Genomic DNA, 6385 nt, shown 5'->3' with positions numbered 1-6385 from the left:
GAACAAAGATACTTCTGCCGGCGATTTCTGGGAGGGAAAACGCCGGTGGGTCGTGCGGACACTGGGGCAGTTTCGCAACATGGAAGAAGTCGAAAACCAGTTGCTCGCAATTCGCGATGGTGCTCCTGTTTATGTCCGAGATGTTGCTGAAGTCCGGCTGGGTTATAAGAAACCCGACGGTCTGGTGCGGCGGTTTGGTGAATCCAGTATTGCTGTGAACTGCGTTCGTGAAACGGGAGCCAATGTGCTGGATATCATGGCTGGCCTGCAGGAAGCCGTGAAAGATATCGATGAAAATATACTCAAGCCGCGCGGATTACAGTTAGTTCAGGTGTATGACGAGACCGATTATATTTATTCCTCTGTCGATCTGGTGAAAAATAACATTTTCATCGGCGGTGCGTTAACCATGATCGTGTTAATGGGATTTCTGCATCTGGGAATTCGTACGTTGCTGGTTATACCTCTGATTATTATTACCGCGATCGCTGCTACCTTTATCTCTCCCTGGTTTTTTGCTGTTTGTCTCGCATTAATTATTGGATCCGGATTCTGGTTTGCCCGCGGGGCGCTAGTGGTGGGGCTGGCGATACCGACGAGTATCATCGGTACCTTTCTGATACTCGGGGCACTGGGACGTTCTTTAAACGTGATCAGTCTCGCAGGTCTGGCGTTTGCGGTAGGGATGCTGGTTGATAATGCTGTGGTCGTTCTGGAAAACATCTTCCGCCGCTATTCTCTGGGAGAATCCCCGTTTCGTGCGGCGGTTAAAGGAACGCATGAGGTCTGGGGAGCGGTACTTGCTTCAACGCTGACAACCATTGCCGTTTTTCTGCCGGTGGTCTTCATTCAGGAAGAAGCCGGGCAGTTATTTCAGGATATTGCATTAGCAATCAGTGCCGCAGTGGGACTTTCCCTGGTTGTTTCCATGACGCTGATTTCCACGGCTTCCGCCCGTTTGTTGAAAAAACGGGATGGTCAGGACATCGAAGACACGCATGTGACTGCAAAAGTGGAATCGCATACGGAAGAACCGGTTAAACAGAGCCGGTTGCAGAAAGCAATCATCGGCCCGATTGAATCCGGTTGTGCGTCTTTTGTGAATCTAGTGGTGGGCTTCAATCACTGGATCCAGCGTGGTCTGATGCGTCGGTTACTGGTGGTTGGTTTGCTCGTTGGTTCCGCATTTGGCATCAGTTGGCAGTTGTGGCCTAAGGTGGAATATCTGCCGACGGGGAATCGCAATTTGATTTTCTGTATTTTGCTGCCCCCTCCCGGATATAACCTCAATCAATTAATGGAACTGGGAGAGAGTGTTGAAAGTGATTTGCGACCTTACTGGGATATTGATCCAGAAAGCGAGGAAGCGAAAAAACTGGGTTATCCGATCATTGGCGATTTCTTTTTCGTCGCGCGGGGACGCCAGGTCTTCATGGGGATTCGAGCCTTCGATTCCCAGCGCGTCGCCGAATTGATTCCCCTGATTCAAAAGGCAGGCATGAAACTGCCGGGAACATTCACCGTCGCTAAACAATCCAGCCTGTTTGAAAGAGGCCTGACCGGCGGTCGTACGGTTGAGGTGGAAATCATCGGCCCGGATCTGAAAAAACTAGTCGGTATGGGAGGGCAGATTCTGGGAAAAGTCAAGCAGATGATTCCGGAAGCACAGGTCCGTCCCGTTCCCAGCCTTGACCTTTCCAGCCCGGAAGTTCATATCGTGCCCAAGCTGACGCAAGCAGCCGAAATGGGAGTCAGCAGTGTCGATCTGGGGTATACCGCGAATGCCTTGATCGATGGTGCCTTTGCGGGGGATTATTATCTGGGCGGTGATAAAATCGATTTGACGATTATCGGACGATCCAAGCACATTCAGAATACGCAGGATGTCAAAGCATTGTCGGTGGCAACGCCCATGGGGGCGCTGGTTCCTCTGGAAGCGTTAGCAGATGTGGAGATCACCAGTGGTCCGGAACAGGTCAATCACCGCGAGCGTCAGCGTGCGATCACAATCGAAGTCTCTCCACCGGAAACAATGGCATTGGAAGATGCCATGAGTCAGATTCAGTCGGAAATCGTTCAGCCACTGCGCGAAAGCGGTCAACTGGCGGGAGGCTATCGAATTGTATTATCGGGAACCGCTGACCAGTTGCGCGATACCTGGGCTGCCTTGGAATTCAATGTGATGCTGGCCTTGATGATTACCTATTTGTTAATGGCGGCGTTGTTTGAATCGTGGCTCTATCCCTTTGTGATTATTTTCAGTGTTCCCTTAGGCGCCGTCGGAGGAATTCTGGGCTTAAGTATTTTGAATCTGTTTATGCTGCAGACGCTGGATGTGCTTACCATGTTGGGGTTCGTGATTTTAATTGGGACCGTGGTAAATAATCCGATTCTGATCATCCACCAGTCATTAAATCACATTAACGAAGATAATATGTCACCCCGGGAAGCGATTCTGGAAAGCATCCGGACCCGCATCAGACCGATCTTTATGACAACCACGACAACGGTTCTGGGATTATTGCCACTGGTACTATTTCCAGGTTCCGGGAGCGAGTTATATCGCGGTTTGGGAAGCGTGGTGCTCGGGGGACTGATCGTCTCGACACTCTTTACTCTGGTACTGGTGCCGACCTTATTCAGTTTAACGATGGATGCCAAACAATGGGGCTTGAATCTCCTGCGGCCCGGTCTTGTAGAACAGGTCAAAGCGAGCGTTGCTCCGCCCGAAGAAACAAAAAACAAGACTCAGGAAAATGTAACGGTCTGAAACAGAGTACTTGAATTGATCATCGCAGCGCAGGAATCGTTTCTATTGAGCATGATGACTGCTACTTCAGAATGAAGGTATGGGTACATTGGTTCGTGCGGTCATCATCGTCTCGATACTGCTGGTAGCGGGCCTGGCGCTCTACTTTTCAGGTCTGTTCAAACCCGACCCCGAAGCGGTCTTTCAAAGAGCCTCGTACGCGTTTCGCACTCAGGATTATCCGACAGCAAAGCAGCAGATCGCAAAACTCCTGAATGACCCCGAGTATCGTGTCCCCGCGGCAATGCTGGGAGCCGAAATTGCAATCAAAGCCAGCGATTTCAACGAGGCCATCCGACTTTACAGCCATGTGCCGGACGATACCAGCCGCGAATCTTATAAAGCACGGATACGATCCGGCGAATACTATCTGTTCCAGTTAAAAAAACTCACACCTGCGCAAAATGAGTTTCAGCGTGCGCTCACATCATTTCCTGATGATGCCACGATTCTGGAACGCCTCTCATTTATCTACGGGTTAAGCTCGCGTGCCTGGGAAGCGATTCCCATGCGCCTGAAGCTGTTAAGGCAGGACCGCTTTGATCCGATCCTGCTCTATCTGTTAGCCATGAGTGATCGTTCGCTGGAAAATCCGCAACTCGTTTCCGAATACGAAGAGGCCGATCCGAATGATCCCTTAGTGCAGTTGGCTTTGGCGCGGATTGAGTTCGATCAGCAGCAGTATCAGGCGGCACAGTCTCGTTTGCAGAAACTGCTTTCGACGCAGCCTGATTTGAGTCAGGCCTATGTCTTATCCGGACAGATCCTGCTGCATGCCGGTGAGGCGGACGAATTCCGGAAATGGCAACAGACACTGACAGATCAGGTTCGTTTGCAACCTGAAATCTGGAGTATTGAAGGGCAATGGTACCAGAAACAGGGGAATGCCCCGTTTGCGATCACCTGTTACGCAGAGGCCATCAGACGCGATGCAACAAACTCGACTGCCTGTTATCAACTGGGGCAACTGCTTTTAAAGGAAAGGCAGCCGCAGGCAGCAGAACAACTGCTGGAGTACTCAAATAAGTTGCAGACATATGAAGGGCTGACAAAAGTTGTCTATGCCGATAAGGATTTAGCCGCGGCCCGAAAAGTGGTTTTACTGGCAGAGGAACTGGGGCTGCTGTGGGAAGCCTATGGCTGGAGCCAGGCAGCCTTGATGCTTGATTCCCATTTAGAATGGGCGCTCAAAGCCAAAGCTGAACTGGCACTGCAATTATCACAGTTGAAATATACGCGCGTGGTCGAAGGCAAAAATCCGATCAGAGACCTGGATTACGCTGCTCCTGATTCAATGATCGAACGGGTTGTCACTTCAGACGCGAAAGAAAAAACAGAATCGAATGCGTTATCCCTCGTCTCGTTTGAAGATGTTGCATCAGCGGCCGGCATTTCGTTCCAGTATTTTAACGGTCGTGTCTGGCCTGAGACCTCACATAAAATGTATGAATTCACCGGAGGCGGGGTAGGGGTTCTCGATTATAATGGGGATGACTGGCCTGATATTTATTTGACGCAAGGAGCAAACGGGCCGGGAGAGAAACAACAGAGTCAGTATACGGACCGTCTCTTTCTGAATGCCGGTGATGGCACCTTTCTGGATGTCACAGCCTCAGCCGGCTTGAACGAGAACCGCTTCAGCCAGGGAGTCTCGGTCGGTGATGTGAATAACGATGGCTTTGCCGATATTTATGTGGGGAATATTGGCCTGAACCGACTGTATCTCAATAACGGGGATGGAACATATTCCGAGGTGGATCAGGCGCAGGGGACCGCCGATCTGTGGACAACCAGTTGTCTGATCGCGGATCTGAATGGAGACAGTGCGCCTGAAATCTATGCGGTCAACTATTTAACAGGCCCGGACATTTATGATCGCGTCTGCAAAAATCCGGATGGTTCTGACCGGTCCTGTATGCCACAGAATTTTCCGGGGGCGCAGGATCAGTTGTATTCCAATTTGAAAAATGGCCAATTTCGAAATGTGACAGATGAATCAGGCATTCAGGTGCCCAATGGAAAAGGTCTGGGGATTATTGCTGCTGATCTGAATGGGAACGGGTATCCGAATCTGTTTATTGCCAACGATGCCGTCGCCAATTTTTACTTCGTCAACCAGGCTTCCGGAAAATTATCATTCACAGAGCAGGCGTTATTGTCCGGGCTGGCGTTAAACTCACTCGGGCGGTCTGAAGCGTGCATGGGAATCGCTGCCGGCGATGCGGATGCCGACGGGCTGCTGGATTTCTATGTGACAAATTACTTTCGGGAAACGAACACGTTGTATCGTCAGGTGGCGCCGGATGTGTTTGTCGATGAAACTCAGTCTGCGAATCTGTCCGACTCGACGACCTATCAATTAGGATTTGGAACGCAGTTCCTTGACGCCGATCTCGATGGTTTACAGGATTTACTGATCGTGAATGGTCATGTCGAAGATTTGACTTCGCAGGGAGCGCCTTATCAGATGCGACCTCAGTTTATGAAGAATCAGGGCAAGGGAAAATTTCTGGATGTGACCTCACCGAAACTGGGCAGTTTTTTTCAGCAGCCCAGGCTGGGCAGGGGGATGGCACGACTCGATTGGAATCGCGATGGTCTGGAAGAAGCGGCGATTTCCAGTCTCGATCAACCATTTGTGCTATTGAAAAATACAACGGCTCAGCACGGTCATCGACTGGTGGTTCATCTGACGGGAACGGAATCGAACCGCGATGCGATTGGCGCTTCAGTTAGAGTGAAATTGAAAGGGCAGACGCTGGTGCGGCAGATGACGGCCGGCGACGGATATCAGGCGAGCAATCAGCGAATACTGATTTTCGGCCTGGGAGAGAGGAAACAAATTGAAACGCTGGAAGTCAGCTGGCCTTCCGGACTGCAACAACATTTTGGGGGGATCGTTGTTGATCAGGAAATTCATCTGATTGAAGGCAAGCCCGGGCATTCGGTCAAAAGGGGCTTGAATTGATTTCGATGATGATTATTCGAAATCAATTCCCAGACGATACTTCAGTTGATCCAGTTCATCAATCGACTCGTCGCTGGATGAATGAACGTGCTCCGCTTCAGTAATAAATTTCAAATCTTTGATATAAGGAATTCCATATTCCTCTAATGTGTTTTCAAATTGTTCGATTCCCTGACCATACATGATCAGAAGTTTGTGCTCATCAAACTGGACTTCCAGAGGTATGAGCGGGTTCAGAACCGCAATCCCTGCACAACCATCATTGAGGAGCAGGTCTTCATAGTCATACAGCGTACTTTTGAGGACAGGCAGATCCATGTGCTCACGGTACAGATCCTGATGCTGATTGTTTGAACCATCGTGACTGGTTTCCAGTACCACGTCGACTTCGTTGCCGAGCGGATCCAGCAGATCGATAAACAGATCAAATAATACTTCTTTTGAGGCAGACGCCATCAGCACCGGAATTTTAATGCCGGTTTCTTTGTCCGTGTAAACATCATGTCGGTAACCAGCCTGAGGCACCACTTCCAGATCATAAGAGGGACGAATGGCATCGGTCAGCATGAAGTTACCGTATTTAGCAATATTCAAGTGTGTTTCCAGTT

At 50.0% G+C, this 6385-nt stretch carries 3 protein-coding genes; 2 read left to right on the top strand and 1 reads right to left on the bottom strand.

What is annotated here, in order from left to right; translation table 11 throughout:
- On the top strand, window positions 1-2770 hold a 2770-nt coding region (locus tag Q0294_RS06335; protein ID WP_299462063.1), incomplete at its 5' end, for an efflux RND transporter permease subunit.
- Between the two features lie 79 nt (window positions 2771-2849).
- The gene (locus Q0294_RS06330; protein WP_299462060.1) at window positions 2850-5777 is read left to right on the top strand and encodes an FG-GAP-like repeat-containing protein; all 2928 of its coding nucleotides are present in this window, start codon (window positions 2850-2852) and stop codon (window positions 5775-5777) included.
- 12 nt (window positions 5778-5789) lie between these two features.
- Here the strand turns inward: Q0294_RS06330 and Q0294_RS06325 are convergent.
- Window positions 5790-6385: hypothetical protein (locus Q0294_RS06325; RefSeq protein WP_299462057.1), on the bottom strand; the 596-nt coding region annotated here is incomplete at its 5' end.

The sequence above is a fragment of the uncultured Gimesia sp. genome (genome assembly GCF_937919775.1).
Taxonomy (GTDB): Bacteria; Planctomycetota; Planctomycetia; order Planctomycetales; family Planctomycetaceae; genus Gimesia.
Note: the sequence above shows the minus strand (reverse complement) of the source record. Positions and strands in the feature narration are given on the sequence as shown.

Bases quoted from the DNA above. Each gene is read 5' to 3' on its own strand.
- Q0294_RS06330 (WP_299462060.1), top strand. From the start codon at position 2,850: ATGGGTACATTGGTTCGTGCGGTCATCATCGTCTCGATACTGCTGGTA.